5 protein-coding genes are annotated in these 4,671 nt (G+C 40.6%); all 5 read left to right on the forward strand.

From position 1 onward, the window contains the following. Positions 1-89 precede the first annotated feature (89 nt). A complete protein-coding gene (locus AC1DPZ_RS22250; RefSeq protein ID WP_477407566.1) occupies positions 90-1,430 on the forward strand; it encodes a hemolysin family protein in 1,341 nt (446 codons plus the stop codon). Between the two features lie 13 nt (positions 1,431-1,443). Continuing rightward, a complete protein-coding gene (locus tag AC1DPZ_RS22255) occupies positions 1,444-2,154 on the forward strand; it encodes a 16S rRNA (uracil(1498)-N(3))-methyltransferase (RefSeq protein WP_477407568.1) in 711 nt (236 codons plus the stop codon). After that, on the forward strand, positions 2,151-2,813 hold the full coding sequence (locus tag AC1DPZ_RS22260) for a DUF4159 domain-containing protein (RefSeq protein ID WP_477407570.1): 663 nt from the start codon (positions 2,151-2,153) through the stop codon (positions 2,811-2,813). Before AC1DPZ_RS22255 ends, AC1DPZ_RS22260 begins: the two co-directional genes overlap by 4 nt. 136 nt (positions 2,814-2,949) lie before the next feature. Next, entirely contained in the window at positions 2,950-3,447 is a 498-nt protein-coding gene (locus AC1DPZ_RS22265; RefSeq protein ID WP_477407573.1) for an acyl-CoA carboxylase biotin carboxyl carrier protein subunit, read from the forward strand. Positions 3,448-3,576: 129 nt separating this feature from the next. After that, positions 3,577-4,671, forward strand: a 1,095-nt coding sequence (locus AC1DPZ_RS22270) for a TonB-dependent receptor plug domain-containing protein (protein ID WP_477407575.1), incomplete at its 3' end; no start/stop codon positions are given.

Here is a 4,671-nt window from a genome sequence, read left to right on the forward strand (position 1 = left end):
TTTATTAGGTGTGCGTTACGCGCATAAGGTAATAAATGAAAGTTTGGAATTGTATAAATCTACATTTCCTGTTTACCAATAATTAATAGATGGACCCTGCGCATTACGAAATAAGTGCTTTTTATTTAATTGCAACCGCGTTTTTGGTTTTGCTTAACGGTTTTTTTGTAGCCGCTGAGTTTGCCATGGTAAGGGTACGGGGTTCACAAATTGAAATCAAAGCCAAAGCTGGAAGCGGGGTTGCAAAAGTAGCGCGCGGCATATTGCATAACCTTGATGGTTACCTGGCCGCAACACAGTTAGGTATTACCATAGCGTCACTTGCGCTGGGTGTTGTGGGCGAAGAAGTGGCCACCAACGTTGTAGTAAGGGCTTTTATGGCTGTTGGCATTACGCTTTCGAGCGGTTTTATAACTGCCAGTCATATTTTAGCGTTTACTTTTATTACGGTATTGCATATTGTTTTTGGCGAGCTTGCCCCCAAATCAATAGCCATTCAAAAGTCCATACGTACGGTATTGGCGGTTTCTTTGCCACTTAGGTTTTTCTTTGTGTTTTTTAAGCCGTTAATATGGCTTTTAAACGGCTTTGCTAATTTTATTTTAAAGCTTTTGGGCATTAATGCTTTGGAAGGTGGCGAAGCGCATCACAGCTCTGAAGAATTGCAATACCTGCTTGAGCAGGGTAAAGAGACCGGTGCGCTTGATTCAAATGAGCATGAACTGATCCAGAATGTGTTTGATTTTAATGAACGGGTGGTTAAAAACATCATGGTTCCGCGTACCAAAATATCAGGTATCGATATCAATTCAACCACGCTTGAGCTACTGGATATGATCATAGATGAGGGTTATTCGCGGATGCCTGTTTTTGATGATGTGATAGATAAGATCATCGGTATAGTGCATGCCAAAGATATATTACCGCTATTGGCCCGAAACCAGGAGATTGTGCTTAAGGATATCATTCGCAAACCCTATTTTATCCCCGAAACTAAAAAGATCAATGATCTGATGGCCGAATTGCAGCAAAAGCGAATCCAGATAGCTATTGTGCTTGATGAATTTGGCGGCACAGCGGGCATGGTTACCCTGGAGGATATTGTAGAGGAGCTTGTAGGCGAGATCCAGGATGAATACGATGAAGAAAAGCCGATAGTTGAAAAAGTGAACGAACGGGAATTTATTGTAAACGCCCTTGCGCCTATATACGATGTAAATGAGCATTTGCCTCATGACCTGCCCGAGGATGGCGACTTTGATACCGTATCAGGCTGGCTTGGCCATATATTTGGTAAGATCCCCGACGTTGGGGAGCAAAAGGAATCTAATGGCTATAATATTACCGTATTAAGAAAATCAGACCAGAATATAGAATCTGTTAAGCTTGAATTATTAATAAATGAAGAAGATGCAGTAGATTTACATTAATCTGCTTAGCAAAATGCAACTTTTTTATACACCCGATATTGAACCCTCGCACCTGCAGTATTTTCTTAGCGAAGATGAAAGCAAGCATGCCATACGGGTATTGAGGTTGGAGACCGGCGACGAAGTTCAGCTGATTGACGGTCGCGGTGGTTTTTATAATGCTAAAATCCAGGATGCRCATCCTAAGCGCACAATCCTTAATATTACTTCGGTTACCCCCAACTTTAATAAACGCAATCATTACCTGCACATAGCGGTAGCCCCTACAAAAAATATTGAAAGGCTGGAATGGTTTTTAGAAAAAGCCACAGAAATTGGTATTGATGAGGTTACACTCATTGTTACCCAACGATCTGAACGGAAAGAAGTGAAGGTTGACAGGCTCAATAAAATCATTACCGCAGCAATTAAACAATCTCTTAAAGCTTACCATCCCGTTTTAAATGATGCTGTTAAGCTGAATCAACTGTTAGTTGAGCCATTTGATGGACAAAAATTCATTGCCCACTGTGAGCCGGGCGAAAAGCTTGATTTGCGCAAAGAGATAAATCTCAAAGGACGGTATTTGATATTGATAGGCCCCGAAGGAGATTTTTCACCGGCCGAAATAGCGCTTGCTTTGGAAAACGGTTTTAAACCCATAACTTTAGGTGAAGCCAGGCTGCGTACCGAAACCGCTGCATTAGAAGCCTGTTTCGAGGTTAACTTTATAAACCGGGTATGAAAAGGGTAAGATACATAGTAACAGCTTTTGCTGCATTTATTGTAATGAGCAGCTTTAATGCGCCATCATATAAAATAGCCCGCCTTAAATATGCAGGTGGCGGCGACTGGTATGGCGATCGTACGGCTTTAACCAACCTTATTAAGTTTTGTAACGAAAACCTTAAAACAAACTTTGACGCCGATGACGAGGTGGTAGAAGTTGGCAGTGCATCCATATTTAATTACCCGTTTGTTTTTATGACAGGGCACGGTAACGTGATTTTTAGCGATCAGGAAGCACATAACCTGCGTAAGTATCTTACCGGTGGTGGCTTTTTACATATCGACGATAATTACGGGCTGGATAAATTTATTCGCCCCCAGATGAAAAAGGTTTTCCCCGAACTTGAGTTTGTAGAGCTTCCGCTTGATCATCCAATTTATCACCAGAAATATAGCTTTCCTAATGGCTTGCCTAAAATACACGAGCATGATGGCACCCGTGCGCAAGGTTTCGGCCTGATATACAAAGGTAGGTTGGTGTGTTTTTATGACTATGAATGCGACCTTGGCAACGGCTGGGAAGATTATGGCACTTATGCCGGTGATAGCCAGGAAAATCGGTTAAAAGCGCTTAAAATGGGCGCCAATATGATACAGTACATATTTACGCAGTAGTTTTTACGTTGGCAAGTTTTTAATTAAACGCTTCTCAATGCAGAAATATTTGCTAACTTTAGTATACACAAAGCCTGTAACAAAAAAGAAGCGCTGACCTCGCAACATAAACCTATCCGCAGAAAAAACACCACAGATGTATCAGCTAAAAGTAAACGACCAGTATATTTTTGAAACCGAAAGAAATAGTGACGAGCTGCTTTTAAATAAAACCAAAACCCAGGCTGATATAAAACATATTGGCGGGAATATTTATCACATTATAGAAGGCAACCAATCCTATAATATAGATGTGGTATATTTTAACAGTGCCGAAAAAACTGCCGAAATTAAGGTCAACAATAGCTCCTATATCATTAGCGCTAAAGATCAGTTTGATATTTTACTCGATAAATTAGGCCTCAGTAGTTTAAACAGTGCAAGGTTGAGCGAAATAAAAGCGCCGATGCCGGGGATGGTACTTAAGGTTTACGTAACCGACGGCGAAGAAATAAAAAAAGGGGATAACCTTTTTGTACTTGAAGCGATGAAGATGGAGAACATCATCAAATCTCCGGCTGATGCAATCATCAAAAAAACAAAAATAAAAGCAGGCGATAAAGTTGAAAAAGGACAGATCCTGATTGAGTTTTAAAAAAGCTGCTTTTTTTGAGGCTTTGTTTTTTATAGCAACTATTTAATAAATAAAAACATATATTACTGCTCCTATTGTTTTAGTGCCTTTTTGTTAATAACTTACTTTTTTAATTAATATTTTAACCTTATGAAGAAAAATCTACTAACAATTTTGTTGTTATTTTCCTGCATGTCATTCGTTTTCGGGCAAAACCGTGTGATAACAGGTAAGGTAACAGATCAAAAAGATGGGTCACCCTTACCCGGGGTAAGTGTAACCGTAAAGGGAGTTGCCGGTATAGGTGCTCAAACCGATGTCAACGGATCATACAGCCTCTCTGTTCCGGCGGCTGCAAAAGTTTTGGTTTTTAAATTTATTGGCTTTAAACCAGCTGAAATATCTATTACGGGTAATACCTTAAGCACACAACTTGAGCAGGATTCAAAACAACTTAGTGAGGTTGTAGTTGTAGGTTATGGTACGCAAAGGCGGCAGGCAATTACCGGTTCAATTGCATCTGTTTCTGCAAAGGAAATCCAGAATACACCTGTTACCACACTTGAACAAGCTATACAAGGAAAAGCTGCCGGTGTTAACATACAGGCCAACAATGGTAAACTTGGGCAGGGCATCAAAATAAGTATACGTGGAACTTCTTCAATCTCGGCGGRTACACAACCGCTTGTGGTTCTTGATGGTATTGTGATTACCAGCACTGATATTTCTACTACATCCGCGGGCACAAATCCTCTTGCTGATCTCAACTTTAACGATATAGAATCAGTTGATGTGTTAAAAGATGCATCGGCATCGGCTATATATGGTGCCAGGGCAGGAAATGGTGTTATAATTATAACAACAAAAAAGGGAAAGGCCGGCGATGCTAAAATCAACTTTACTGCGCAGTACGGAACAAGCAATCCATCCCGTCACCGTAAATTTTTAAATACTAAGCAATGGATTGCGATGGAAAAACGTGCAGGTGTAGGCGCAGCAACACAGGATTATGCTGCTGATTTCTATGATACACTACAGGATGCTTTGGACGACTATGATTCATATGTAGAAAGCCGGTTTGTTCGCTACGGAGCCGGAACTGATTATGCTAAAACTGATGTTGACTGGGAAAAACAAGCTTTCCAGCATGCGCCTCAACAACAATACGACCTGAATTTATCTGGCGGCAATGATAAAACTACTTATTATATTGCCGGCCAATACCTTGATCAGACGGGTATACTC

The organism is Mucilaginibacter sp. P4_G9, assembly GCF_056400985.1.